Raw genomic sequence first — 25,409 nt, 5'->3', positions numbered from 1 at the left:
TAGGTGATTGGGGAAGCTATCTCGGTGCTGCAACTAACATACAGTGAGAAAAAACAGGAAATCATTTATTGCTAAAAAAACCTTTCTGATGAAAAAAATTGTTTTAAGGTCGTAAAATTATTTTCCTGCAAGCGTCTTCTTTTTTATCAAATATTCGATATCCCTCTGCTGCTTGCTCAAGGCTTAGCCGGTGGGAGGTAATAATTTCCGGGCGCAAATCACCTTGCAGAATATATTCAAGCAGCGTCGGTAAATAAGATTGCACATGGGTCTGCCCCGTTTTGAAACTAAGGCCCTTTTCAAATACATCACCGAACAAAAACCCATGGATAAAACCGGCGTATACACCCGGTACGCTAATGGTGCCGCCGCGCCTTACCGCTGCTATACATTGGCGCAGGGCTGCGCCACTACTGCCTTCCATTTTTAATGCAGTGAGTGCCGTTTCCAGTGTGCTACCTTTTGCTTCAAAACCTACAGCGTCAATGGCGGCGTCAACTCCGCGATAACCGGCGGTCTGTTCAATAATCGCCGCGGCCGGGTCATCTATCTCATCAAAATTAATGGGGATAACACCATAATGTTGCACCGCAAAATCCAGACGGTATTGATGATGATCCACCATAAATATTTGTTGCGCGCCGAGCAGGCGAGCACAGGCGGCGGACATAAGCCCTACTGGCCCTGCACCATGAATGACCAGACTACTGCCATGGCCAATGCCGGCGTTGAGCACGGCTTGATACCCGGTGGGGAGAATATCCGAGAGGAAAAGGACACGTTCATCGTCAATGCTGTCGGGAATTTTGAAGGGCCCGACGTTGGCTTTTGGCACGCGAACAAATTCCGCCTGACCGCCGGGAATTCCCCCGTATAAATGACTAAAACCAAACAGCGCGGCACCGGCAGGAATTTGTTTTTTGTTGAGAATTGCACCGCGCCCTGTGTTAGTGGTTTCGCACGCAGCTTGCAAATTCATTGCACAAAAAAAGCAACTGCCACAGGCAATCACAAACGGCACCACTACACGATCGCCCTTGGCAACCGCCGTCACCCCGCTGCCCACTTCCTCCACAACGCCCATAAATTCGTGACCAAAAATATCGCCATCTTTAGTCTCGGGAATTTTTCCGCGATAAAGGTGTAAGTCAGAACCGCAAATGGCGGTGGCGGTGACTCTCAAAATAATATCGTCGCTTTCTTGAATAATTGGATCGGGCATATTATCTACCCGGACATCATTGCTGCCGTGATACGTGAGCGCGCGCATAGTGAACTCCCATCCAGTGAAATGACTTACTTGATTTTTTGCTCCCTGCTTATAGGCTCCGGCGTTACATTGCTGATGGGTCTGTTTCGCGCTCAAATGAGCGGTGCCCGGCTAAGGCGGTTTTAAATTTGGCGAGTGAATCGGTCTGCATTTTTTCCTCATCAATAATAATGGCGGGATCAGCGGTGCCATCGGCAAAAACGGTGGGAATGCCTGCTGCGGCTATTAACATTCCGCCACCGATGGCATAAATCGGTTTGCAGTGACGATGTTGTTGCCGCACAAATTCGAGGGGATCAGCACTGCGGGGGAGCGATGCATCACCTTGCATAATAATTACGCCGTCATAGAGCACTGCAGGGCCTGCTTCCAATGTGATCTCTATATCCAGCGTCGTACCTTCAGCGGTTTTTATTTTGCCCAGGCGTGCCCCCACTAATCTTGGTACGGCACCTTCTTGCAGCAAGTCGTTATAAACTGCGAACACACTTTTTTGCGCAACGCCCTCGCACACCAAAATCGCTACCCGGCGTGTGGCTATACCGGTTACGCCGGGGCGCGTTAATAACGAGAGCGCCGGAGAGGGAGGGTAGGATGGAATAGGTAAGTCGGATGCAAGTGGCATTGCCGGTGGCAGTTCGATACCCAAACCATCGGCAACACACTTTGCCAATAGCGCATCAACATTCACCAGCAGTGACACCACCCGCGCGCGAACAGCCGGTGTTTGCACCCGTGTCAGTTCAAAACGAAACGCGTTAATAATGTGTGTTTGTTCGTCCGGTGATTGGCTCTGCCAAAAAAGTCTTGCTTGCGAATAGTGATCCGAAAATAGTTCGGGATTGCCGCGTACTTTATCTTCCGCAATGGGTTCAGGAAAACTTTTGTAGCCCGCCATTCCCGCTTGAAATGGACATCCGCCTGCCAGTGAATTGGGTTCGTAATTCACCCGGCCGCGATTAATTGCCTGGCGATGCATGCCATCGCGTTGATTGTTATGAACTTGCGCTAGGGGTGAATTGATGGGGATCTCATGAAAGTTTGCGCCGCCCAAGCGACTAATTTGGGTATCCACATAAGAGTGAATCCGGCCTTGCAATAGCGGGTCATTGGTGAAATCGATACCCGGAATGACATGCGCCGTACAAAATGCAACTTGTTCGGTTTCGGCAAAAAAATTATCCGGGTTTCGATTCAATACCATCTTGCCCACCGGGATCACTGGCACCAATTCTTCCGGTACTAATTTGGTGGGGTCGAGCACATCAAAGGGGAAACTATTAGCGGTCTCCTCTGAAAATATTTGTAGGCCCAATTCATATTCCGGAAACGCGCCTGCTTCAATTGCGTCCCATAAATCGCGGCGATGAAAATCCGGATCGGCGCCGATAATTTTTGCGGCCTCATCCCACACCAAGGAGTGCGTACCGGCAAGCGGTGTCCAGTGGAATTTACAAAATACCGATGCGCCGTCTGCATTCACCAAACGAAAGGTGTGCACACCAAAACCTTGCATAGTGCGATAGCTGCGTGGAATGGCCCGGTCAGACATTTGCCAGAGCAACATATGCGTGGATTCCGGCATTAGCGACACAAAATCCCAAAAGGTATCGTGTGCACTGGATGCCTGCGGCATAGCGTGATGTGGCTCAGGTTTAACGGCGTGAACCAAATCGGGAAATTTCATCGCATCCTGAATAAAAAACACCGGAATATTATTGCCCACCAAATCCCAGTTGCCTTCATCGGTATAAAACTTCACTGCAAAACCGCGCACATCGCGCACCGTATCGGCCGATCCACGTTCACCGGCGACTGTAGAAAAACGCGTGAATACCGGTGTGCGTTTTCCTTTTTCATTAAACGGCGCGGCGATAGTGAATTCTGTTAAGGCGCGATAGCACTCAAAATAACCATGGGCGGCCGAGCCACGCGCGTGCACCACACGTTCTGGAATACGTTCATGATCAAAATGGGTAATTTTTTCGCGCAGAATAAAATCTTCCAGCGCTGTTGGGCCGCGCAAACCAATTTTTAACGAGTGTTGGTTATCGGCAATCGGTACGCCTTGGTTGGTGGTTAGCTGTTGGTTGCTGCTATCCACTCTTACGCGATCCAAGGAACTAACCGTGGGGTTTAATCCAGGCATTGTTGTTCCATCACCTGTTTTGGGCGACTCAATAATTTCTGTTGAGGTGCTGCCGCCGGCAGCGGGCGAATCAGGTTCCACTGTCGCTCCCGTAACCGGTGTGCGTGAAGCCTCACCGTATTCGTGCGGTTTATTGAGGTTCGAAGGGATTTTTTCTGCCAGCTTTTGACCGCTTACTGTTTTGTCCAACAGTCGCTGTTGAATCGGGTCATCTGCCCCCAGCGTTTGTGGCGGCTGATCAGCGGAGGGCCCGGCAACGGTGCTCAGCACTGAACCGGCACCCGCTGTCTCTGGCTTGCCAGCGCCGCGTTTATCATGGCTACCGGATTTATGTTGGGTTGTTTTGGATGAATCGTTCATAAAAATATCCTTACTAAAATCGCCTATTAATCGGAGAAATTGTTTTGAAATATTTCAGCTCAAGGTAAATGTGCACCGCCGGTGACACCAATCACTTCAGCGGTGATGTAACTGGATTCTTGCGAAGCGAGAAAAACAAATGCGGGTGCAACTTCTGCTGGTTGTCCTGCGCGCCCCAGTGGAACTTTGTCGCCAAACCGACGCAGTTTTTCTTCGGGCTGACCGCCACTTTGTTGGAGTGGTGTCCACACCGGGCCGGGTGCAACGGCATTCACACGAATGCCTTTTTTAATCAGCATTTTCGCCAAACTTTTGGTGAATGCAGTGATGGCACCTTTGGTGGATGCGTAGTCCAATAAACCGGGGGAGGGCTGATAGGATTGAATGGACGTGGTATTGATAATGCTGGCGCCGGGAGGCATGTGCGGTACTGCGGCTTTGGTAATCCAAAACATACCAAATACATTGGTCGCGTAGGTTTCAACAAATTGTTTGGTAGTGAGATCTTCCAGCTCTTCCACAAATTGCTGTTTGCCTGCATTGTTGATCAAAATATCAATCGACCCTAATGCTTCAACGGCTTGTTTTACCAAGGTTTTGCAAAAATTTTCGTCGGTAATGTCACCTGCAATTGCAATTGCTTTTTGTCCCGCCTGGCGAATCATATTCAGTGTTTTCTGACCATCAATTTCTTCACTGGGCAAGAAGTTAATCACTACATCTGCCCCTTCACGGGCAAACGCGATTGCCACCGCGCGGCCGATACCGGAATCGCCACCGGTAATAAGTGCCTTGCGCCCATCGAGCCGGCCTGCGCCGCGATAACTCCGTTCACCGTGATCTGCCTGTGGTGCTAAAACTGCATCCAATCCCGGGTCTGGTTGTTGCTCATCGGCCTCGCCTTGACCTTGGCTTTTGGGGTATTGCGTTCGTGGATCTTGCATGGCGTGTTGATCAGAATTTTTCATCACATCCTCCTTCGGTTGATCGGTGAATGTGAAAGAGGGTGGTCTTATCTTTCCGCTGCATCTGTGCGGTAGCTAACGTGAGGGCAATTAAAATTCGCTGTGCGCTTTGATAGTTGTGCATGAAGCAGAATAAATTGTTGCGTCTAATTCAACTTGCTGAAAGTTCGCATGGGTCAACAGGCATAAATATTTTCATTATATTTATGAGTAATTAAAATTATTTTTATGTGTGCGTTTTAAAAACTATTTCAATAAATACCCCATAAACCATTCTCTTATGGAGGTTGTGTGCAGCAGCGTACAGAGACGGTGCATGTGATCCACTAAGGTCGCCGGATGATAGTAAATTCATGTCGGAAAATATTGGTGATGCGGAGGTTTTATGTATCTCTCTGGAATAGACCCGCAAACATTTCACGTTACGCTTGCTAACTTTAATCGTTCACGAACGGCGGTTGCTATTCCGTGTGACGATTGGGAAGCGGATGAAAGTGCAAGTCTTAAAATGCGTTTACTCGAAGGTCGATTTTTGGAGGAGATGCGCTCATCTGTTTGCTCGCTGGTCGATGGTGTAACAACAAATCCTGATGAATTTGTTGGCTGGTTTGAGTCCCTTATTGAGTGGGGGCCTGGTCAAAATCATCCCTTATTTGATTGGTTGGCAGATCACGCGTCTGCCGAAGAAATGAAATGGTTTCTCACGCAGGAGGCAGCGGGTGAGGCGGGCTTTGATGATCTGGTGGCCTACACGCAAGTTAAGTTACCAACACAAGCCAAACTCGAATGTGCCCGTAATTACTGGGATGAAATGGGGCGCGGCAAAACCAAAGCAATGCACGGCCCATTGTTGGAAGCGATGGTGCAGGAATTACAATTAACTCCATCCATTGAAACTACAGAGTGGGAATCTCTGGCTTTGGCAAATACTATGTTGGGGTTAGCGACATCGCGCCGGTATACATATCAATCCCTGGGCGCGCTGGGCGCTATCGAATTAACTGCACCCCGGCGCGCCGCAAAAGTATCGCGCGCAATGCAGCGGCTGAAATTTCCACGTAGATCACGCCGCTATTTTGATTTGCATGCAGCGATTGATGTTTTTCATTCGCGCGCATGGATTAAGGAAATTGTACGGCCGCTGGTGAGTTCGCACCCTGAAAGCGCACGATTCATCGCTGAAGGTGCGCTCATGCGGTTGAGTTGTGGTCAGCTCTGCTACGACAAATATAGTCAACATATGAAACTCAGGCTTCCGGCGATTTCACGCAAAAAATCTGTTGTGACGGAACCGGTTTATGCCTAATCGTCGGTATGAGGTTGCGCGTTATGGTGATCAATATCTTATGCGTACATCCAATGCTAAACGCATTATGTTGTTAGAGGAATTACTGCGTTCCATTGCATTACAGGGCTACAGTTTTACCACGGTGACACCGCGCACCCATGAACGGTTTTTACTGGGTTTTGACGGCCTTGCAAAGAATGCGCGCGATGTGTTTGGCTGGAACCTGCCATTTAATGCCGCCGTTCTACCGCCCCTTATATTTACATTAATGACCGAGGCCGACTTGTTGTTTAATGGCGGCGATTGTTTCCGCAGCAAAATCCGTATTTCCTCCTTGGGTGAGGATTTATTTTTGCATTCCTATTTCCCGACCAATGATGCGGATGCCGTTTTTTTTGGGCCAGATACTTACCGCTTTGCTCGCTTCGTGCAACATTCGCTGCGCTTGTTTCAATCGCGCTCCAGCTTTGCGCATCGCAGTATTCCCGTTAGGGTATTGGATGTTGGTTGTGGCAGCGGGGCCGGAGGAATCGCGGCAATCCGCGCCTTACCAACTCACCAGCTCTATGAATTAAATTTAAATGATTTAAATTTCACGGCGCTGGATTATGCGCGTATCTGCGCCAATGTGGCCGGCATACCAATAAATGCACTGCCGGGTGATTTTTTTAATATCAGGAGTTTGGAATTTGATCTGATTGTATCCAACCCGCCTTACCTCAGTGATCCGGCGGGGCGCTTGTATCGAGATGGCGGCTCACACCTCGGGTTAGCGTTAAGTTTACGTATTGCAAAGCATGCGCTGGGTTTACTTGCACCGGGCGGCCACTTTCTTTTATATACGGGCATGGCCATCACCAGCGACGACAATAACCCGCTGCTGTCGGAATTATTACCCTCGTTGGCGAGCGATAAATTTCAATGGTCGTACGAAGAAATTGATCCGGACATATTTGGAGAGGAGCTTGAGCAACCCTATTATAAAAAAGCGAATCGTATTGCCGCTGTGGGGCTGACTGTGACGCGAATAAAGTAAATTCACTTTGCCACGACATAATGCCTAGGCTTAACCTGCCGAGTAGATTGACCGATATTTTTTAATAAAAGCATAGGCTGCTTGAATCTGTTTAAAGCGTTCATTGCTGGCAGCGAGTTGTTCTGGCGCCAGGCCTTGGCTCATTAATTTATCGGGATGAAGTTGGCTGGCCAATTTTTTATAAGTTCGCCGCATTTCATCTTCGGTCATCCCGGCATTTACACCTAAAATTTTGTAAGCTTTTTGTAAATCCTGATTGTGATTGGCTGTCGGGCGATGCGCGTTGTGGTTTGCCTTCGTCTGTTCTTTTGCGGGAGCGCTGTAAGTATTCGGTTGCGCAGGTTTTTGCGTGTTGATGCTCAGCGCAAGTTGGTCTTGCTCGTAAATCATTTTTAATAAGTGATTGAACACAACGCTGTCATAACCAACTTCCCGCGCGATCCACTGCAATGCATGCAGCTCCTTCTCCACCAGGCATCCATCAGCGCGCGCCATGGCGAGTAGATGCACCAATAAAATCTGTATCAGTTTAGGCGTTGTGGCAGTGCGAAATTCTTGCAGCGCTTGGCTCGCGTTAAACTCAGCTGCCGTACCCGCTTTAAACAAATGCAAAGCACTGCGCTGCTCATCCTCCGACAAGTGCATTTTTTTCATGTGAATCTTAAGGCGATTCACCTCATCGCGATTGATCGCCCCATCGCAACCGGCGATATACCCCAAAAAGCTAAACGCCGCCTTCAAAAAAGCCTCACGAATACTCTGGCGTTTGTCTGGCATGATTGGCGTTCCTGTTGGGGATATTCAATAAGAACAGGGTTGTTCGTTGAAAAGCAATTAAAGATTAATAACACCGTATTCCATTGGGCTCTATACGGGTTAGGGGTTAATTTAAATCAATCCTGTAATTGTTGTTGAGCATGGCGATGTTTAAATCGCCCAAAAGCAAAAACCCCCGCTATTTTCATAGCGGGGGTTTTCATTGTGTGGTGCCCAGGAAAGGACTTGAACCTTCACGGCCGTTAAGCCACCAACACCTGAAGCTGGCGTGTCTACCAATTTCACCACCTGGGCAATCTCAGCTAGCTGAGGCCGCGCACTATAATTATCCGGATTTGCCTTGTCAACGGCCTTATCCATTTTATTTGTAGGTTTGTCATGATTGCTGCCCTATAATTCAAATCAACTGCCAGGATAGTTAGAAATCCGCCAATTATTGAACACAGGATGCCCAATTGAGCAAACGTAAATCCCCCTTCAAAGACCCTTTTGCCGCACGCGAAGCTGAGAAGTATGAAAACCCCATTCCCAGCCGCGAATACATTCTTGAGCTTCTGGATACCGCTGCCGAGCCAGTGACCCATGAGCAGATGTGCGCGATGCTTAAGCTGACCGGCGAAGACCAGATTGAAGCCTTGCGCCGTCGGTTGATTGCGATGGCGCGCGATGGTCAGCTGATCAGCAACCGCCGCGATGCCTATGTGCGGCTGGATAAAATTGATGTGGTGCGTGGACGGGTGCAGGGGCATCGCGATGGTTATGGCTTTGTGATCCCCTCTGAGGGCGGCGAAGACATTTATTTACACAATCGCCAGATGCGCAAAGTGTTTGATGGCGATGAGGTGCTGGTGCGCCTTTCGGGTGAGCAGTATCGCGGTAAAGAAGAGGGCGCGATTATTGAAGTGCTGATCCGCAATACCACCCAATTGGCGGGGCGTTTCTTTAATGAAGAGGGTGTGCAGTTTGTGCGCCCGGAAAACCCACGTATTACTCACGACATCATGATCCCGTTTGGCGCCTATGGCGGTGCTAAACACGGCCAGATTGTGGTGGCCGAAATTACCCAGCAGCCGGATAAAAACCGCCTGCCTACCGGCCGCGTAGTGCAAGTGCTGGGCGACCATATGGCGCCAGGCATGGAAATCGAGCTGGCGATTCAAGCTCATGGTATCCCCAGTGTGTGGCCGGAGGCGGTGATTGCCGAAGCGGCGCGTCTGTCCCATGAAGTGGAAGAAAAAGACAAGCTGCACCGGGTGGATGTGCGCCACTTGCCCTTTGTGACTATCGATGGTGAAGATGCTCGCGATTTTGACGATGCCGTGTTGTGCGAGCGGCGCAAAGGTGGTTGGCGGTTATATGTGGCGATTGCCGATGTATCCCACTATGTGCAAGTGGAGAGTGCGCTGGATGTAGAGGCGCGTGCACGCGGCAACTCGGTGTATTTCCCCGATTACGTAGTGCCCATGTTGCCCGAGGCTTTATCCAATGGCCTGTGTTCGCTCAACCCGAATGTGGATCGCTTGTGCATGATCTGCGAGATGAATATCAGCACGGCGGGGCGTATTACCGGTTATCAATTTTATGAAGGGGTGATGCACTCCCATGCGCGCCTCACTTACACCAAAGTGGGCGAGATTCTCACCGGCGAAGGTGAAACCCGCGCGGCGCTGCGCGAAGAATATAAAGCGGTTATTCCACAGCTCGAATTGTTGCATAAACTGTATGAGTGTTTGCGTGCAGCGCGCGATGAACGTGGTGCTATCGATTTTGAGACCACTGAAACACGCATCCAATTTAATGATGAGCGCAAAATTGAACGTATTGTTCCTATCAAACGCAACGACGCCCACAAGTTAATTGAAGAATGTATGTTGTGCGCCAATGTGTGTGCAGCCACCTTTATTGAAAAACATAATTTGGTGGGTTTGTTCCGCGTACATGAAGGCCCGACGGAAACCAAGCTCGCCAACCTGCGCGCTTATTTATCGGAGTTGGGTTTAGGTTTGGCCGGTGGCGATAAGCCCACACCGGGGGATTACCAACAATTGCTGCAAATGATTCAGGATCGCAGCGACGGCCATTTAATCCAAACAGTAATGCTGCGCAGTTTGCGTCAGGCGATGTATCAGGTAGAAAACCACGGCCACTTTGGTTTGGGTTACGAAGCCTATACCCACTTCACCTCGCCTATTCGTCGCTACCCGGATTTGTTAGTGCATCGCGCGATTCGCTCGGTAATTCGCAGCACCGAACCCACCACCCATGTACGTCGGGTGGACACCGCCAAAGCCATTCCGAAGAAATTTATTTACCCCTATACGGCTGCAGAAATGTTGGTATTCGGCGAACAGTGTTCACGCACTGAACGCCGCGCCGATGAGGCGACCCGCGATGTGGTGAGCTGGCTCAAATGTGAATACCTGCGCGATCAAGTTGGCGCCATTTATGATGGCCATGTAAGTGCAGTAACCAGCTTTGGTTTATTTGTTGAACTCAATGAATTGTATGTGGAAGGTTTGATTCATATCACCTCATTGCCACACGATTATTATCGTTTTGAACCGGCGCAACATCGCTTGATGGGTGAGCGCACGCGTAAAGTATTTGGTTTGGGTGATAGTTTGGTGGTGCGCGTAGTGCGCGTGGATTTGGATAACCGAAAAATTGATTTTGAGTTGGAGTCGGAGGCTGCCATTCGTCGCCCTAAATCCCAAGTCAAACCTAAAGTCGCTAAACGCGATGCAAAAAATGCGGCTAAAAAATCTGCTGCCAATAAGCAAGATGTTAAACAGGTCGTGGCCAAACCGGCTATCGCAACAGCTGTGCCTGAAAAAGCCGCGACGAAAAAACCAGCTACAAAAAACACTGCCACAAAAAAGACCACTGCAAAAAAACCAGCAGTTAAAAAGCCGGCGTCAGTTAAGCCTGCAAGCACCAAGCCTGAGGGCAGCAAATCTGGTGGCGCTAAGGCGGCAGTGGCTAAAGTGACCGGCAAAAAATTAGCTGCAACTGATGTTGCAGCAGCGAAACCCGCGGTAAAAAAATCCAATAGTAAGGTCTCTGTGGCTAAAGCGGAGAGTGCCGGTGCTGCCAAGAAAACTGCAGCACCGAAAACCGCAGCTGTTAAAAAGGTAGCTGCTGCAGTGCCCGCCAAAAAAACCACTAAGGCTGCAAGTGAGGTGAGTCATGGCCGTAAAAATGCGAAAGCTACAAGCAAGGCAGCGCCAGCAACAGTTCAACCGTCGCCGTCAGGAGCGACAAAAGGCAAGGCTGTCGCTCGGGCTGCGGCGCCAACTGCTAAAAAGCCGGTGGCTAAGGCTAAGACAACGAAGTGATTGCTGGCTGCAAAGCGAGCATTTTGTTTCCGATGAAAGCCTGACGCGCGAAATCTATGTGGTTAAAGACCGCATTTGGCGCGAGCGCGAAACCCGGATCTCTGAACGCTAGTTCGCGCGAATACCGGTGCGGTAATTAACGATTTTTTTAAGGTAAGTGTTTTGAAACGTGAATTTATATTTGGCTTGCACGCAGTGCAGGCGCTGCTGAAAAGCGCACCCCAGCGTGTGATTGAAATTTACATGGTGCAGGGGCGCAACGATCAGAAACTGCAAAAAATTGTGAATGCGGCGCAGAGTAATGGTATTCACTGCCAGGTGGTTAATCGCAATAAACTGGATGAGTTGGTGAGCGATGAAAATCATCAGGGGGTGGTGGCGGTATGCACACCCGGCGAAACCTACGACGAAACCTGGTTGTTTAATTTGCTTGATAATCTCAATGAGCCTGCGTTTTTATTAATTCTGGATGGTGTCACTGACCCGCATAATTTGGGCGCCTGCATGCGTTCAGCGGAAGCGGCGGGTGTGCATGCGGTCATTGCGCCAAAAGATAAATCCGCTGGCCTCACGCCGATTGCGCGCAAAGTGGCATGCGGTGCCGCCGAGGTTTTACCTTTTGTGCCCGTGACTAATTTGGCGCGTACCCTGAAAAAATTGCAGGAAAAAGGCATCTGGTTATTTGGTGCGGCGGGCGACGCGGAGCATTCTATTTACCAATCCAACCTCAAGGGGCCAATTGGTATTTTAATGGGGGCTGAAGGAGATGGTTTGCGCCGGCTCACACAAGACACCTGCGATCATTTAATGAATATTCCGATGGCCGGCACAGTGAGCAGTTTGAATGTTTCGGTCGCTACCGGTATTTGTTTGTTTGAAGCGGTGCGCCAGCGTCGCAGTTAAAAACATTGATCTCTTATAATAAAACCCGGGGATGTTGTTATGAAAATTCTACCAGTCGTTAAATCATTGCCTCTGCTCGCTGCTGCGAGTTTGCTCTCTGCTTGTGCGCCCGAAGTGGGCAGCCCTGATTGGTGTAAATCCATCGAAACCAAACCCAAGGGTGAGATGACGATGAATGAAGCCAAGGATTACGCCAAGCATTGTGTATTTAAATAATAACGTGAAGTAAATCGTTTACTAAAATCACGCCATTTGTCATTCGCTCTAATTCAATTCCTGATGATACCGCCACCTGTTTTGTCACCGGAACAGGTGGCGGTATTTCTGTGTGCGAGAAAGGTCTAATGAAAACCAACTTTCTAAATATCCACGATGTGGTGTTGCTGCTTACCGCCCTTGAGTGTTGTGTATTGGCTGCGCTACTGAATTTGTTACCCGCCAAGCACCTGCAGCCGCGTCGAATTCTCTCTGCTTTTTTCGTGTTAATCGCACTGGTGCTAACTACTACGCTCATTGTCTGGAATGGCGATTTAAAAGGTGCGGCTATCAATCAGTCGCCATTGGTTGTTACGATTCTTGCGGTGTGTTTATTATTGCAGGGTCCGGTGCTGTATTTTTATTTGCGCTCTTTATCACAAAAAATGCAGTTGTTGCGATGGTGGAATTTTCTGCATTTAGTACCGGCACTGGTGGCGGCGCTGTTATTGGTTTTATTTGATATTAATAGCCTTGAATGGTGGCCAACAACAGAATTGGTTGGGGCGGAAAATACGGCGGTTGCTTTTATTTGGGCGTTGGTAAAAATATCCCCGCTGGGTTACATCGTTGCCTGTGTTATCGCCGAATATAAATTGCGTGAGAACTTGAAAGCACTTTATTCAGCTATTTCCATGTCTGAATTGAAATTGGCAGATGCAGTGCTTGCAGGTTTCTGTATTCACTGGCTGTGGTCGCTGCTGGCTTATGTGCTTGAGGGGCAGGTGAGTGCCGGGGTAAGTGATAGCCTGGGAATTATCGACAATTATCTAACGGTCATATTGGTAAACGCGTTATTTGTATTTGGTTTGATTAATACCCGTCAATTGCTCAGCGTGAACGCCATGCCGGTTGCCAAGCCGATACAGCCGACCAAAATGGACCACAAAGTGGCAGTTATTGAAAAAGCCATGAATGAAGACAAGTTGTACCTGGAGAGCAATATTAACCTGGAGCGTTTTGCAGAGCAGACGGGATTAAAGCCGCGCGACATTTCCGCGATTTTAAAAATGCATTACCAATCAAATTTTTTTGAATTTATTAATCGCTACCGTGTGGAAGAAGCTAAACGGTTGTTGTTGTCGCCCGACTATAAAAATGAAACGGTGTTGGAAATTATCTATAAATCCGGTTTTAACAGTCCCTCCGCTTTTCACCGTTTTTTCAAACGCATGGTGGGCGTAACGCCCACCGAGTTTCGTCAGCAGGGCTAGCCCTTAAACGCTAGCCGTAAAAAATCAGGGAAGTGCAACCGCTTTAAAGCGTGCAATAACTACGCCCCCGGCATCGCGCAATTCCAGTTGATCGCCAGCTATGTCATAACTGGCAACCTGCGGCAGGGTGGCGCCAATCAGCTGCGCTTGTTCTGCACCTTGCATGCACGCCATGCGCGTACCGGCCATTTGGGTGAATTGTAATTTATCGCCCGACACCTGATAGCCACCCATCATGCGATTGCAACCATCGGAGCCTGCTACACGCCGCTCCGTGTTCAGCACAATATGCGGCTCGCGCTGATTGTCGCTGACAGCCACGGCGGTACCTTTTATTTCAACCAGTTTCCAATAGGTATTGATCAAGCTGGCAGTGCCGGTGTTGTTGTGCGCGCAGCCAGTTAAGCTGATAAAACCTATAGCCAACACCAAGAGCAGAGTTGTTTTCATGGCAGTCTCCTTGAGTAGATAACACCTATTGATACGAATAAGCCTAACCAGTATAGCGTTGCCATTAGGTCGAAATTGTTAATTGTTTTTCTGGGGTAGCAGTGCTTTGAATCCCTGCGCCGGGCGCGTTTCTTCATAGTCGCCGTGGTACATATCCAAATAAACTGTGTGCTCAACCGCACCCTGATAGGTGTCGCAAATGACGGTGTAGGAATCTATCATCGAGCCATAGGGGCCAATACCTGCGCTACCTTCGCGCGCAAATGCCGAAACTTGCTCGCCGTTGCTGCACACCAACCGCGATAAATAATCCCGCTGACCAATTGGCATAGTCACCCTTACAGGATTTTCCGCCGTGCCCAAGGGGTATTTTTCTACCATTTTCATATCCGGCTTTTTACGCTCACCAAAAACAGCCGCCAACGCATCTGTCAGTTCATCCTCTGAGCTTTTTTCTTGCGGCTGTGGTTGGCTGCTACAGGCAATCAGGCTTAGGGCAAAAACAAACACAGGAAGGTGAATGGGTTTCATAGGAGGGCTCTGGCGTTGGGAGAGGGTTGTCGAAGGTTTACCATTATAAAGGGTTGAGCTGAATCTAATCTGTTGTAATCTGCATCTAATCCCAAAACAGTGTTTACAACGGGGGGCGTATGCTCACATTTATCTGCTGGTTATTGTTATGGGCAATCTGTTGGCCCTTGGCGCTGCTCGCCTTGGTACTTTGGCCAATTGTCTGGTTGATCTCTATTCCGTTTCGCATCCTTGGTATCGCCTTTGATGCGGTGTTTGCATTTTTGCGCGCGCTTTTATTCTTGCCATCGAGGATTCTTGGTTATAAGTCCTGACCCTACATGGTTAAAGGCTTTTATGTGCAAGGGTATAGGCATGTTGCTCCCAATTTTGCCCGTCAAAAGCCACAATTTTTACTGCTTTTGGCTGCGGTGTTAAGCAGCGCAAATTGACATCCACCCCATCCGGGTTTGAGCGGGGAATGTAAAAGGGTTTAATGCCGCAGGTTTTGCAGAAAGTGTGCTTTGCTACGCCTGTGTTAAATGTGTAAGTGGTGATATTGTCTGCGCCGCTGATAAGGCGAAAATGGTGCTGCGGCACAATCAAATGTAAAAAACCGCTCATATTGCAGATCGAACAATTACAGTTTTCGACTTCCACTTCGTCGGGGGCTTCCACTTCAAATGTTATTGCGCCGCAATGGCAGCTGCCTTGGTAGATCATTACTAATTCCTGATATTTTTTACGTGCACGACAGTGTCAAAGTTGCTGCGGAATTGGCAGCCGTAAGGTTCGGGATACTGTTGAGTCGGTGTTATGATTTTCTTTTCTTCTGAAATGTCGTAAACGTAGCGGTTAAATAATTTAGTCAGCACTAATTGTTTATCTTGTATTTTCCAGTTGAGTGAGGTTATTTCTTTACCATCTTCGAGTGTACTTATGTAAATTTTACCATCGCCCATGATGTCCAGAATGTAATTTTGGGTGCAGCTGATCGAACTAAGCTCCCAATCCAAGATACTGCTTTCTTCCAGTATTTTTTTTAAGCTATCTGTTGGTTGGTTTGTATTTGCGATCACATAGAGGCCAATATTTCCTTTGGTATATCGGTGTGCGCTAATTCCTTCGCCCAAACTAAACAGGCGTGATTCAGGTGCCGGTAAATTTAATGATTTTAAAATCTGTTCAATCTCTCGGTTGATCTGCGTTGAACGAGAGTTGGGTGTGTAAATGATATAAGCCCCTTCTTTGAGGGGCTGCATTGGGGTTGTCTGTTGATGAGCCTTCAAACCCGCATTGTTTAACGATTGAAGCAGTTGTTGTTGGGTGTGCTGATCAATTCCCGATGTGTAAACATGGACTTTTGTGGTGCTACAGGCAGCAATGAATAGCACTGATGTAATTATTAATACTTTCCACATTGTTTATTGTCCTTTGATTTTCGGTGTTGCAGATGTAGGAGCATCTGCGCTCCCTATCGCACAGGTACTTCCACACCATGTTCCTTCAAAACTTTCCGCACCTGATCCAGTGGAATAGCCTCCACCGTTTGTCCATTGCCAGTCTCCGTGGTGGCCATAAACAAGGCGTTGTAGATCGACTCTTCCACTGCATCCACGCTGGCCTGGAATACAGCGCTCATTTGCTCGTTCGCCAATTCGGTAGTTTGCAACCGCGCCGCATCAAATTGGCGTCGCACCGATTCGGCAGTCGAAAATGCCAATATGTAATCGCCGCTACCGTTGGATGCGGAACTGCCGGTACGCCCCAATCCCATCATGCCGCGTGAGGCCAAGCGCTGCAGATTGCGATCCGATAAGGGCGCATCGGTGGCGATCACAATAATGATTGAGCCATCGCCGCGATCATCTGCTAATCCACGGGTATTTTCCCGCGCAGCGACTGCGTTTTGGAACGCATAGCGATCCAGCTCACGCCCCACGGGCGCACCTGCCACCTGCAGTACTCCACCGAAGTTGGCCTGTACCAGCACACCCACCGTAAATCCACCCAAGCTGTCGGGCAGTTTGCGCGAAGACGTTCCTATACCTGCTTTCCAGCCGAATGCCGTAGTGCCGGTGCCAGCACCAACGCTACCTTCCTGAACCGGCCCACTCTTCGCGCTTTCCAACGCAGTGCGTACCGCAGCAGCGGTGATCGGGCGTGCGCGGATGTCATTGAGTCTGCCGTCATTAGTCTCGCCTACGACCACATTCAGCGAGCGTACTTCCTGCATATCCGGCTGCGCCAGCATCCACTCAACCATGGCATCGGCCGCCTTCCACACGCATAAGGTGCAGGTCAACAAAATCGGGCTTTCCAGCTCGCCCAACTCATTGATCTGGGTGGTGCCGATGAATTTGCCGAAGCCATTGCCCACATGCAGTGCAGCGGGCACCCGTGAGCGGTAGGCATTGCCGGGGTGCGGTAGGATCGCGGTGACACCGGTACGAACCTTATCGCCTTTCCGCAGTGTCACCTGGCCGACACGGACACCGGCGACGTCGGTGATCGCGTTGTTAGTGCCAGGGCTGAAGATACCCGGTGCGACACCTAAATCTCGCGCTCGTACTCGCGGTTCCTCCTGCGCAGCAGCGTTCAGGATGAAGAGCCCCGTTAACATCACAATCAATCGGAGGAAAAGGCGATGCAGTCGGATCGAATGTAAAAAACCGCTTATATTGCAGATCGAGCCGTTGCAGTTTTTTACTTCACATTTTATTGCGCTGCAATGACAGGCACTTTGATAGATCATTTCAAGCTCTCTTATTTATCGTTATCAAACTTTGTTTGGTACTGCTTATCTTTCAGGTTGGCATATGGTGATTATAACCATGCTCGGTGTGTTTACGCACAGAGGCTTGTTGCAATGCCGTGTAAGTTAAAAACCTTAACTAAAAAGTGAGGCACAATATGAGCAATCAACAAACGGTAAAGCAAGAGGTGGGTGTTTGGATCGACCACAAAGAAGCATTTGTGTTGTTCAACAGTGATGATAAAGCCGATGTGCAATCGTCAAATGACAAACATATTCGTTATTCAGAGCATGCTACTGAAGGGGCAAGCCCCTCAGAAGATCAGCGCGAAAGGCGCCATGCCAATCGGCTTAATCAATATTACGATGAAGTTATCCCGCACCTGAAAGATGCTACGGCGATCTTAATATTTGGACCTGGCGAAGCAAAAGGCGAATTTAAAAAACGTCTTGAAATCAAGGGTTTTGCTAACCGTATTGTTGGATGCGAGACGGTTGATAACTTAACCAGTAATCAAATGGTTGCAAAAGTTAAAACTTATTTTGCGTAAATAATGAATGTATTTTTCGCTAAAAAAACGCCGCCAACCAATCGCTTGGTGGCGGCAAAGCAGGGTTGTTTTACTGCTGGAGATCAGGCTTTTTTGGTGTTGCGGCCTAATAAAATACCGGCGGCGCCGAGTAGCAATAAGGCGAGTGATGATGATTCGGGTACTTGAGTGCTGGTAGATTCGTTGTAGGTGAAATTATCCATCACAAAATGTTCGCCGCCTTCGTCGGGGTTGCTAGCTGTTCCGCCCCAGGAGCGGAAGCTGAGTTGGTTGATGCCGATAAAATTAAAATCGAACCATTGCGCCTGTTGTGTACTGACCGTGACGGTTGTGGTGAAGAGGGCAAGGTTGTCTAAAAAACCAGTGACTTCAATCAATAAACCTTCATTCCACGCGGCAGTTAAATAGGCGCCGTTAAAATCAAACAGATTGCTACTAATAGTGCTGGTGGTTGCGAAATTATTAAACGCGGCGTAATCACCTGACACAACCCCCGAAGCAAACCCGGTGCCGGGCAGAGTATTTTTGTTGATGTAGGCTACGCTGGTCATAAAGTCTGCACCCCAATTGAAACCGTGATAACCATTGTGAATCGCATCGGCTTCGGTTGCGGGTAAATCATCAAAGGTAATGACAGCGGCGTGGGCGGCGCTGCTGAAAATGGCGATAGAAAAAATTGCAGATAATAAAAGTGAGTGAATTTTTTTCATGGTATGTCGTCCATTTATTTTTAAAAAACCACCCGCAAAAAAATGCGGGTGGCGGTTAATAACCATTGCTTAAATTTTTATTAATTACCCGTTATTTTCAGTTCCCAAATTGAATAACCCCATTGGTTTCCTGCGCTGCGCGCCGTGGCATAAATGCGCACATAGCGGTAGTTGCCTGTAACGCTGTGGGTGTCGGTGCGATCACCAAAGGCGCCGGTAGTGATGGTTTTCAAGGTGGTCCAGCTCATGCCGTTGTTGGATGCCTGCACCAGATAGTTGGCGGCGTTGGCTGCTTCCCAATCAATAATCACCTGACTCAGGTTTTTGCTGCTGCCCAAATCCACCATGATCCAACTGGGGCTGACACCGTGGGTGGATTCCCAGCGTGTACCGCCGTTGCCATCCACTGCATTGGCTGCCGGCTGGAAGTTGCTGCTGGCAGTAACCGGACGGCCTTGGGACAACAACACCGGTGCCACACTCGAACTGCTGGACGAAGCAGAGGAGGGCGCACTGGAGCTGGCCGCCGATGAACTGGCGCCAGTGGTGTTGTAAGCGACGGCGATGGTGTGGCTGGCAGCAATATTATTGAAGGTGTAGCTGTTCATGGCGCCGAGCGATACGCCATCCACAATCACATTGGCGACCGATCCACCCGGTGGTGGCGTGAAGCTGTAGGTCGCGGAATCGGTGTTGTTTTTGCTGTAGCGCAAGGTGCCCGCCGGGCTGATGCTGCCACCGTTGTCCAAATTAATGGTGTAGATGCGGTGGGGCTTCAGGTCGACGGCCATCAACTGCACATCGGCTACTTCCACCAATTGACCTGCCGGTGGGCGGAACCAGAAGCGGAAGCGGCGTTCGTTGGCGGGTGGATAGGCGACGAAGTTGCTGAAGCTTTCATAGACGCCATCGGTATTGCTGTTGGTCCAGTCGATCAGGGTGTTGTTGGCGGTGCCGTATTCCACTTTGAACTGGGCAAGGCTGCGCGGTGCGGATTTATCGCCCGCGACCAGCACTTCTTTCACTTCATAGTTGGCATCGATGTTCACGCTCACCCATAAGTCCTGACCTTCGGCGACACCATCGTTACCACTGGCTTTGTTGCTGGTTGAGCCATCCACGGCACGTTGCGCTACGCCCCACCAGTCAGTTTCCCAGCCACTGCTGGCGCCGCTGAAATCGGTGGCGGTAATTGCCGGAACCAGCGGGTCACCGGAGCCTATGTAGGCGATTTCTTTGATCACTACATCATCGATGTAGGTCGTGGCATTGCCCATGGCGCCAAGCAGGAAGGCGAGGCGGCCGGGATTATCGCCACCGGTAAAGTCGATGTTAAAGCTGTAGCTGGTCATGCTGGTGCCAAGGGCGATGGTCTGCAGCAAATAGGTTCCGGCTGGTGATGGATTCAATTGGTTTTCCGCCAGACGCAGCTGGATATTGCGCGGCGTTTCAGCGCGGGCGCGGAAGCTGACCTGGTAGCGATAGTTGCGTTTCAGGCCAAACCCCTGGGTGTGCAACTGGTAGGAGCCAGACCCGGTGCCTTGCGTGGCGGCGGTAATGCGCGCTTCACCATTGATAACGCTATAGGCCGCGCCTGCGCCGTCGTAGTTCTCGCTACCCCAACCGGTCAGGCCGTCGGCAAAGTTGCCGTTGCCAAGCATATTGACGGTGCGATCCACCACCGGTGTACCCGCTGGTTTGGGGTATACATTGGGCACATCCTCAAAGGCTTTGAATTCCAGCAACCAAATTGGCTCGGCTTTATCTATGCGACCTTTGGTGACCAGTTTGATGTAGCGATAGGTCTTGTTTACATCAAAAGTATGTGTCGCCCAACCCACACTTTGCTGCTCCGAGTTGAGGATAAATTCCCAGTTGCCGGACGCGGTTTTACCGAAGATGTCGTAAGACTTGGGCAGGTTCCAGCTCCATTCAATCCAGAAGTATTTGATGGGTTTGTCCACGCCGTAGTCGATGGTGACTGAGTGCATATTGTCGTCGCGCGGGGTTGCCCACTTGGAGCCGACATAGCCGTCAGCGGCATTTTTGGCGCTGTTATCGCGGTAGGCGTTATCACCTTCTTGTAAGTAAGCATCCGCCGTTACCGATATCGGCGCCATCCAGCCTTTGAGCGAATAAAAGCCCTTGGTGTTGTTGGTGGGGCGGAAGAAGCTGTATTTGCTCTCGTCGATGTACTTGTGCCACGTGTCGGTGGTCGGCAGTGGCCAATGGGCAACATAATCGACCAGGAAATCCGTACCCGCGCGACCGATATTGGCGTTCATCGCGGCGGTATCCAAATATTCATACTCGGTCACACCGTTATTGACGCGGGTGTAGCCGGTTTTATTGGCCACATTGGCGTTGGTGCTGAATTGGTTGTAATTGCCTACGTCCGGCCATTCCACATGGGTGATGGCGTGATTGAGGATCATGCGCATGGGGGTGAGGTAAGGCCAAGGCTGATCGCCGCGCTCGGCTTTGGTCCAACTGTAGGTTTTAACACCGTTGATGTAGTAATCGACCGATTCCGGGGTTTTGATCACCCCGTAAGTGACATATTCATCGCTGGGGCTAATGCCCAGTTGCGCGTAAGTGGTGCCATAAGGGTTGCCGCCATAGGCCGGGTAGGGCGCCGACCAATGGGTTTGCGGCGCTTTACTGACATTGGCGCCAGTGAACTCAATAATGTCCAGCTCCTGGCAAGCAGTCCAACCCACATCGGGGAAGTTACCCAACAACCACCAGGCCGGGAATTCGGCGTTGCGCGCAGGCGGCATTTTGATGCGCGCTTCAAATTTGCCATACACAAAGGTGGAGTCATCGGTAATTTGCGATTCAATCCGGCCCGCGCGAATAAACAGCGGCTTGCCCTGACCGGCAGTGCCACCGTAGTAGTCCTGAATCTGGCCATCCATATAGCGGGCTTTCAGGTTGAGTACCTTGCCATCTGTGGCACCGGCATCGGGTTGGCCGACACGAAAAGTCCAATCAGCGGCGGGGTATTCCACATCCTGATAATCAATATCCTCGCCATTCACAAAAATGTTTTGCTCCACCAACCATTTGTTGCGGTTGATGCTCACGCCATCGAACTGGTCGACAAAACTGGTATTGGTATTGGGGCTTGCCCACCAGGGGTCGTTGTAGTCTGTCGCAAGGGTATTGGCCGCGCCGAGGCTGAACATGGCCAGCGCCAGCGAATGGATACTCGCCGAATGTTTGAGTTTCATAGTTCCTCCGGGGGAATTATTGTTTTTTATAACAGGAGATTTTGGAGTAGCGCCGTAAAGGGCTTGCCCAATGTATGCGAGCAGCTGGAGGGAGGCTTCCTTCGTGCGGGTTTATCGAGAAAGTGGGAGTTCCCACTTGTGATGCATAAATGGGATTGGTATCGAAAACCTATTGTGCGTTTTACCCGGTGGCTAAAGTCGGCCAACGTCATGTGCTGAAAATGCAAAGTGGGGTCAGTGATGGCGCTACAGGCTGTGATAATTTAGCGGCGCGGTCATATGAAATGCTGACAGGCTATTCCACAAAAACTATCGCCGAATTACCGACACATAAAAATAATGAAACATCTCTTACTTAATTTGCATGAAGTGGTCATCGCCCTGACTATTTTGGAAACCCTGATCTTGTGTATTGCTCTGGGCATTTTGCCCGGCGGCAGGAAACCGTCACGTCGGTTGCTGCAACTCTTTTTCATGCTGGTGATAGGAACGCTTACCACTACTCTCATCACCTGGAATACCAGTTTCCAGTCGATATCGATTGCTCATTACCCTTGGATACCTGCGCTGTTATCGGCTTGCCTCTTGTTGCAAGGGCCGGTGTTGTTCTTTTATTTGCGCTCACTGTCCTGTGAGCGCGACGTCTATCAGTGGCGCCATGGTGTGCATCTGTTGCCTGCCCTGTTGGCGGTGGGAGTTATTTTTGCTTATGACTTGAGTCTCCATGACTGGCTGCCCTGGCACTGGGCGGCCCTGACAGAGGCAGATCGTGCGGCCTTGGCTTTTGTGTGGTTCCTGGTCAAATGCTCGCCGCTCATTTATGTGCTCGCGTGTTTCTACACCGAGTTCCGTTTGCGTCAGCAGTTAAAACAAATGTACTCCAGCATCGCTGAGCGGGAATTGCGACTGGCGGATTGGGTGTTGGGTGGGTTTTTTATCCACTGGCTCTGGTCGTTTGTCGCCTATTTCCTGGGCGGCTATGTGAGTGGCGAAACCAATGACCTGCTGGGGATTTTGAATAACTACCTGACGGTGCTGCTGGTGAATGGCCTGTTCCTGTTTGGCTGGCGCAATACCCGCGAGCTGTTGCAGTACGAATTGGTGGTGGCTGTAGCGCCCGAAAAAGACCGGCTGCAGGACATTCCACAAGTAGACGAAAAGCGCGAGGCGGTCGCGCGCGGTATTCGCGAACAGCGATTGCATTTGGAAAGCCAGATCAATCTGGAGCGATTTGCTGAACAGATTGGCATCAAGCCGCGCGAGCTATCGACCATCATCAATGACCACTACCAACAAAACTTCTTTGAATTCATCAATACCCAGCGGGTGGAAGAGGCCAAGCGGTTATTGGCGGCGCCAGAGTGTGCGGGCGATACGGTGTTGGACATTCTGTATAAAGCCGGCTTCAACAGCCAATCGGCGTTTCATCGATTTTTTAAACGCATAACGGGAATGACGCCCTCTGAGTATCGCAAGCAAGCATTGCCGCCGGTTGACTCCGCGCCGGTTCAGACATAACGAAAACAGCCGCCCGAAGGCGGCAAAAAACCTCACTTATCCTATCTTGTCGGGATTAATGGGCCTTGCTGATGCGAATCCAATTTAGGTTCCAACCACCGGCATTGGCTTTAATTCCAAATTGATGGTTGCCCGCACTCAGGTTGACTGTGTGTTGGATGGTCGTCCAGGTTTGCCAGCCACCGGTTGCAGGGATGGCGATGGTGCCATGCACCGGTGCGCCGCCCGCTTCTTCAAATGCCAGGCTGCCACCACCGTTTTGGCTGGCCACGCGATACTCGATCACATAGTTGCCACTGCTGGGGATGTTGACCGGCGTACCCGCGTAAGAGAGCCAGTCCCCGGCATCGATATAGCCAACGTTTTTACCACCGCCGGTATCGGTTGTGGTTTCCTGCTGTGTGCCGCTCTGTTGGCTATGGTCTTCCGCCTGAATAGTCGCGATTACGGTACCGGAGTTGTCACCGCCAGTGCTTTCTACTTTCAGCCAGTTGATATTGAAGCCGCCGGTAATCGCCGAGAGCGCGATCAGTTGCTCGCCTGCGGGCAAAACTACATTGTGGGAAATGGTCTGCCAGTTTTGCCAGCCGCCCGTCGCGGGAACGTTGATATTGCTATACACCGGGCTGCCACCGGCTTTTTCCAATTGGAGCTGTCCGCCACCTGCCTGAGCTGCAACGCGGTAGCTAACTTTGTAGGTACCGGTGGTAGGTATATTGACTGAGTAAGTCATCCAGTCGCCGCCATCGATATAGCCGACATTCAAACCACCACCTGCATCGCTGGTCGTTTCGGTCTTCACGCCAGACATCTGACACCAGCTTTCGGCCTGGATGGCATCGCCCGGATTAGCTTTGGTGCAGTTGCCACCGGCGCCATCGTCATCGCCATCTATGGGTTTTCGGCCCGCCAGAATTTCCTTCACAAACCGGCCGGATTCTTTTAGTGACCCATCGGCCCAGAAAAAGGAGGAAGTCTCTACCTCGCCGGTTGCCTGATCGCGCTCTTTATCGTGGAACGCCCAGCCCGCATGGCTGATACCGTTAGCGCGCAGGAAGTCGATCCAGGCCCAAGTTTCGGCGTGATTCACTGTGCCTCTACCATTGGCATGGCCTACACCCCACTCAGTGGCAAACAATGCAGCGCCATTATTGAGTGCTGTTTGTGCCTTGGCACGATAGGAACCGCGGTGGCTGTCGGCATAAAAATGGACGGTATAGGCCAGGTTGGAGACGTTGGCTTTGTTGGTTGATGCGACATCAACATCTTGCGACCAGTTAGGCGTGCCCATAATGATCAGGTTGTCCGGGTCAATCGCGCGGATTTTGCCACCCACATGCTCTGCATAGGGTTTGAGTACCGAGTGCCAATCCATACCCAATGGCTCGTTGTAGAGTTCGTAAATAACGTTGTTATGTTGGCCCCACTTTTGCGCCACTTGTTTGAAGAAGGCTTCTGCTGAACCCCAGTTCTCGTGTGCTTTGTGGCTGTGATAGTCAACGATTACATACATATCGTTGTCGATAGCTGCCTGGATAACGGTATCGAGGCGCGCCATGTTGCCGTTCCAGTCATCCTGGATACCACCACCTTCCCCGTGGCCGATGGCGGCGCGGATCAGGTTGGCGTTGAATTCGGTTTTAGCGCGTTTGACCGCAGCGGCGGTATAAAACTTTTCTGCGCCCCAGCCGGTGTTACTCCAAAACAGGGAGACACCTTCAAGGCTAACGGATTTACCGCCGACGAGGACTTTATTGCCCTGCACCTGTAACGCGGGTACGGCAGCTAGCGCTGTACTGCAGAAAGCAATACTGGCAAGGCATGAAACCAGGCTTGCGAATAGCCTGTTGCGTGGATTTGTGGAGCGCGCAGCAGTTGGCGCTGCGCAACCGGGATGATTATTCTTCATGACTTTGCTCCTACTAGGTTGTGTAGTGATGTCTTCGCTCGGGATACTTACCAGAGCCCACCTAATGTCATGCAAGGGTAGGTGGCATGACCACCTGCTTCAGGTTTCGGCATAAAGTGGCAGTGCCATTTTTTTCGGGAAAGGGGCGATAGTGCAGTGAAGTGGGGAAAAGGTGATGCGGGCCGTGGTTTTACTTGCCTGTAGGGGGTGTTATGCGTACA

At 50.3% G+C, this 25,409-nt stretch carries 21 protein-coding genes and 1 tRNA gene; 9 read left to right on the top strand and 13 right to left on the bottom strand.

The annotated features are described in order from the left end of the window. Nucleotides 1–103 precede the first annotated feature (103 nt). The 3 genes from O59_RS13120 to O59_RS13110 all read right to left on the bottom strand — a co-directional run bounded on the left by O59_RS13120 (nt 104) and on the right by O59_RS13110 (nt 4,747). The gene (locus O59_RS13120; protein WP_007643491.1) at nt 104–1,270 is read right to left on the bottom strand and encodes a zinc-dependent alcohol dehydrogenase; all 1,167 of its coding nucleotides are present in this window, start codon (nt 1,268–1,270) and stop codon (nt 104–106) included. Nucleotides 1,271–1,334: 64 nt separating this feature from the next. Then, nucleotides 1,335–3,779 carry a catalase gene (locus O59_RS22060; RefSeq protein ID WP_007643489.1) on the bottom strand — a complete coding sequence of 815 codons (2,445 nt, stop codon included), beginning with the start codon at nt 3,777–3,779 and terminating at the stop codon, nt 1,335–1,337. 59 nt (nt 3,780–3,838) lie between these two features. After that, nucleotides 3,839–4,747 (bottom strand): glucose 1-dehydrogenase, encoded by a 909-nt coding sequence (locus tag O59_RS13110; protein ID WP_040392373.1) that lies wholly within the window; start codon nt 4,745–4,747, stop codon nt 3,839–3,841. 382 nt (nt 4,748–5,129) lie between these two features. Here O59_RS13110 and O59_RS13105 point away from each other — a divergent pair, with 382 nt between their 5' ends. Further along, the gene (locus O59_RS13105) at nt 5,130–6,050 is read left to right on the top strand and encodes an iron-containing redox enzyme family protein (RefSeq protein WP_007643485.1); all 921 of its coding nucleotides are present in this window, start codon (nt 5,130–5,132) and stop codon (nt 6,048–6,050) included. Then, nucleotides 6,043–7,068 (top strand): methyltransferase, encoded by a 1,026-nt coding sequence (locus O59_RS13100; RefSeq protein ID WP_007643475.1) that lies wholly within the window; start codon nt 6,043–6,045, stop codon nt 7,066–7,068. The genes O59_RS13105 and O59_RS13100 overlap by 8 nt, the downstream gene beginning before the upstream one ends. Before the next feature lie 30 nt (nt 7,069–7,098). On the opposite strand, the gene djlA is transcribed toward O59_RS13100, so the two are convergent. Together djlA and O59_RS13090 are read right to left on the bottom strand one after the other, a co-directional pair. Next, nucleotides 7,099–7,845, bottom strand: a complete 747-nt coding sequence (gene djlA, locus O59_RS13095) for a co-chaperone DjlA (protein WP_007643474.1) — start codon at nt 7,843–7,845, stop codon at nt 7,099–7,101. A 207-nt stretch (nt 7,846–8,052) separates the two neighbouring features. Continuing rightward, nucleotides 8,053–8,139 (bottom strand) — tRNA-Leu (locus O59_RS13090). A gap of 161 nt (nt 8,140–8,300) precedes the next feature. Between O59_RS13090 and rnr the strand changes: the two genes are divergently transcribed. The 4 genes from rnr to O59_RS13075 all read left to right on the top strand — a co-directional run bounded on the left by rnr (nt 8,301) and on the right by O59_RS13075 (nt 13,552). Continuing rightward, nucleotides 8,301–11,180 (top strand): ribonuclease R, encoded by a 2,880-nt coding sequence (rnr, locus tag O59_RS13085; RefSeq protein ID WP_007643473.1) that lies wholly within the window; start codon nt 8,301–8,303, stop codon nt 11,178–11,180. A 162-nt stretch (nt 11,181–11,342) separates the two neighbouring features. Continuing rightward, complete coding sequence (gene rlmB, locus O59_RS13080; RefSeq protein WP_007643472.1) at nt 11,343–12,083, top strand: 23S rRNA (guanosine(2251)-2'-O)-methyltransferase RlmB; 741 nt, start codon at nt 11,343–11,345, stop codon at nt 12,081–12,083. 39 nt (nt 12,084–12,122) lie between these two features. Continuing rightward, nucleotides 12,123–12,299 carry a DUF3012 domain-containing protein gene (locus O59_RS21505; RefSeq protein ID WP_007643471.1) on the top strand — a complete coding sequence of 59 codons (177 nt, stop codon included), beginning with the start codon at nt 12,123–12,125 and terminating at the stop codon, nt 12,297–12,299. Nucleotides 12,300–12,427: 128 nt separating this feature from the next. Then, a complete protein-coding gene (locus tag O59_RS13075) occupies nt 12,428–13,552 on the top strand; it encodes a helix-turn-helix domain-containing protein (protein ID WP_007643470.1) in 1,125 nt (374 codons plus the stop codon). 24 nt (nt 13,553–13,576) lie between these two features. Here the strand turns inward: O59_RS13075 and O59_RS13070 are convergent, their stop codons facing one another. Both O59_RS13070 and O59_RS13065 read right to left on the bottom strand, forming a co-directional pair. Beyond that, the gene (locus O59_RS13070; RefSeq protein ID WP_007643469.1) at nt 13,577–14,002 is read right to left on the bottom strand and encodes an META domain-containing protein; all 426 of its coding nucleotides are present in this window, start codon (nt 14,000–14,002) and stop codon (nt 13,577–13,579) included. Nucleotides 14,003–14,080: 78 nt separating this feature from the next. Beyond that, nucleotides 14,081–14,533 carry a hypothetical protein gene (locus tag O59_RS13065; protein ID WP_007643468.1) on the bottom strand — a complete coding sequence of 151 codons (453 nt, stop codon included), beginning with the start codon at nt 14,531–14,533 and terminating at the stop codon, nt 14,081–14,083. A gap of 119 nt (nt 14,534–14,652) precedes the next feature. Between O59_RS13065 and O59_RS13060 the strand changes: the two genes are divergently transcribed. Continuing rightward, nucleotides 14,653–14,847: a hypothetical protein gene (locus O59_RS13060; RefSeq protein WP_007643466.1), complete on the top strand. Its 195-nt coding sequence runs from the start codon at nt 14,653–14,655 to the stop codon at nt 14,845–14,847. Nucleotides 14,848–14,857: 10 nt separating this feature from the next. Here O59_RS13060 and O59_RS13055 read toward each other — a convergent pair whose 3' ends face one another. The 3 genes from O59_RS13055 to O59_RS13045 are packed head-to-tail and all read right to left on the bottom strand — an operon-like array spanning nt 14,858 to nt 17,135. Further along, on the bottom strand, nt 14,858–15,235 hold the full coding sequence (locus O59_RS13055; RefSeq protein ID WP_007643457.1) for a GFA family protein: 378 nt from the start codon (nt 15,233–15,235) through the stop codon (nt 14,858–14,860). 2 nt (nt 15,236–15,237) lie between these two features. Beyond that, entirely contained in the window at nt 15,238–15,933 is a 696-nt protein-coding gene (locus O59_RS13050) for a hypothetical protein (protein ID WP_007643455.1), read from the bottom strand. 53 nt (nt 15,934–15,986) lie between these two features. After that, the gene (locus O59_RS13045) at nt 15,987–17,135 is read right to left on the bottom strand and encodes a P1 family peptidase (protein ID WP_040392370.1); all 1,149 of its coding nucleotides are present in this window, start codon (nt 17,133–17,135) and stop codon (nt 15,987–15,989) included. A 290-nt stretch (nt 17,136–17,425) separates the two neighbouring features. Here O59_RS13045 and O59_RS13040 point away from each other — a divergent pair, with 290 nt between their 5' ends. Next, nucleotides 17,426–17,818, top strand: coding sequence for a hypothetical protein (locus O59_RS13040; RefSeq protein ID WP_007643452.1), 393 nt, complete (start codon nt 17,426–17,428; stop codon nt 17,816–17,818). Nucleotides 17,819–17,901: 83 nt separating this feature from the next. On the opposite strand, the gene O59_RS13035 is transcribed toward O59_RS13040, so the two are convergent. Further along, complete coding sequence (locus O59_RS13035) at nt 17,902–18,528, bottom strand: PEP-CTERM sorting domain-containing protein (protein ID WP_040392593.1); 627 nt, start codon at nt 18,526–18,528, stop codon at nt 17,902–17,904. Nucleotides 18,529–18,608: 80 nt separating this feature from the next. Beyond that, nucleotides 18,609–21,761, bottom strand: a complete 3,153-nt coding sequence (locus O59_RS13030; RefSeq protein ID WP_007643448.1) for a discoidin domain-containing protein — start codon at nt 21,759–21,761, stop codon at nt 18,609–18,611. A 339-nt stretch (nt 21,762–22,100) separates the two neighbouring features. Between O59_RS13030 and O59_RS13020 the strand changes: the two genes are divergently transcribed. Then, a complete protein-coding gene (locus O59_RS13020) occupies nt 22,101–23,279 on the top strand; it encodes an AraC family transcriptional regulator (protein ID WP_007643443.1) in 1,179 nt (392 codons plus the stop codon). A 55-nt stretch (nt 23,280–23,334) separates the two neighbouring features. Here O59_RS13020 and O59_RS13015 read toward each other — a convergent pair whose 3' ends face one another. Beyond that, complete coding sequence (locus tag O59_RS13015) at nt 23,335–25,188, bottom strand: carbohydrate-binding protein (protein ID WP_007643442.1); 1,854 nt, start codon at nt 25,186–25,188, stop codon at nt 23,335–23,337. Nucleotides 25,189–25,409 lie beyond the last annotated feature (221 nt).

Origin of the sequence: Cellvibrio sp. BR (assembly GCF_000263355.1) — a bacterium.
Lineage (GTDB): Bacteria > Pseudomonadota > Gammaproteobacteria > Pseudomonadales > Cellvibrionaceae > Cellvibrio.
This window is presented reverse-complemented; position numbering and strand designations above follow the sequence as displayed.

Coding starts and splice junctions, on each gene's coding strand:
- O59_RS22060 (WP_007643489.1), bottom strand. CDS start 3,779: ATGAACGATTCATCCAAAACAACCCAACATAAATCCGGTAGCCATGAT.
- O59_RS13020 (WP_007643443.1), top strand. CDS start 22,101: ATGAAACATCTCTTACTTAATTTGCATGAAGTGGTCATCGCCCTGACT.
- O59_RS13030 (WP_007643448.1), bottom strand. CDS start 21,761: ATGAAACTCAAACATTCGGCGAGTATCCATTCGCTGGCGCTGGCCATG.
- O59_RS13105 (WP_007643485.1), top strand. CDS start 5,130: ATGTATCTCTCTGGAATAGACCCGCAAACATTTCACGTTACGCTTGCT.
- O59_RS13075 (WP_007643470.1), top strand. CDS start 12,428: ATGAAAACCAACTTTCTAAATATCCACGATGTGGTGTTGCTGCTTACC.
- O59_RS13120 (WP_007643491.1), bottom strand. CDS start 1,270: ATGCGCGCGCTCACGTATCACGGCAGCAATGATGTCCGGGTAGATAAT.
- O59_RS13045 (WP_040392370.1), bottom strand. CDS start 17,135: ATGTTAACGGGGCTCTTCATCCTGAACGCTGCTGCGCAGGAGGAACCG.
- O59_RS13055 (WP_007643457.1), bottom strand. CDS start 15,235: ATGATCTACCAAGGCAGCTGCCATTGCGGCGCAATAACATTTGAAGTG.
- O59_RS13100 (WP_007643475.1), top strand. CDS start 6,043: ATGCCTAATCGTCGGTATGAGGTTGCGCGTTATGGTGATCAATATCTT.
- O59_RS13015 (WP_007643442.1), bottom strand. CDS start 25,188: ATGAAGAATAATCATCCCGGTTGCGCAGCGCCAACTGCTGCGCGCTCC.
- O59_RS13035 (WP_040392593.1), bottom strand. CDS start 18,528: ATGAAAAAAATTCACTCACTTTTATTATCTGCAATTTTTTCTATCGCC.
- O59_RS21505 (WP_007643471.1), top strand. CDS start 12,123: ATGAAAATTCTACCAGTCGTTAAATCATTGCCTCTGCTCGCTGCTGCG.
- O59_RS13040 (WP_007643452.1), top strand. CDS start 17,426: ATGAGCAATCAACAAACGGTAAAGCAAGAGGTGGGTGTTTGGATCGAC.
- djlA (WP_007643474.1), bottom strand. CDS start 7,845: ATGCCAGACAAACGCCAGAGTATTCGTGAGGCTTTTTTGAAGGCGGCG.
- O59_RS13110 (WP_040392373.1), bottom strand. CDS start 4,747: ATGAAAAATTCTGATCAACACGCCATGCAAGATCCACGAACGCAATAC.
- O59_RS13050 (WP_007643455.1), bottom strand. CDS start 15,933: ATGTGGAAAGTATTAATAATTACATCAGTGCTATTCATTGCTGCCTGT.
- O59_RS13070 (WP_007643469.1), bottom strand. CDS start 14,002: ATGAAAACAACTCTGCTCTTGGTGTTGGCTATAGGTTTTATCAGCTTA.
- O59_RS13060 (WP_007643466.1), top strand. CDS start 14,653: ATGCTCACATTTATCTGCTGGTTATTGTTATGGGCAATCTGTTGGCCC.
- O59_RS13065 (WP_007643468.1), bottom strand. CDS start 14,533: ATGAAACCCATTCACCTTCCTGTGTTTGTTTTTGCCCTAAGCCTGATT.